The sequence below is a fragment of the Cohnella baijiui genome (assembly GCF_020731285.1).
Lineage (GTDB): Bacteria > Bacillota > Bacilli > Paenibacillales > Paenibacillaceae > Cohnella.
Map to the genome: position 1 here is coordinate 1 of NZ_JAJFOW010000190.1, position 320 is coordinate 320.

Genomic DNA, 320 nt, shown 5'->3' on the forward strand with positions numbered 1-320 from the left:
CTTTGAAATCAATGCCGCGGTCAAGTCCGCCGCCAATCCAAACAACTGGTGACGTAAATGACGTAAGCGCTCGGCTGGCAGCTTCGGGATTGGTCGCCTTCGAATCATTGTAGTACTTAACCCCATCGATTTCTGCCACGAATTCGAGGCGGTGCTCCACACCAGCAAACGAGCGCAGCACGTGGCCCAGCGCTTCCATATCTGCTCCCGCTGCTCTTGCAGCACAGATGGCAGCTAAGACATTCTCCAAATTATGCGCTCCTGGCAAAGCCAGTTCATCTATACGAATAACAGCTTCCTCCTCCGGTGCGGTAGCCAAC

The 320-nt window shown here is 54.1% G+C and carries 1 pseudogene; it reads right to left on the reverse strand.

What is annotated here, in order from left to right:
* Nucleotides 1-320, reverse strand: a pseudogene (locus LKX83_RS32270) (UDP-N-acetylmuramoyl-L-alanine--D-glutamate ligase); the annotation flags it as partial.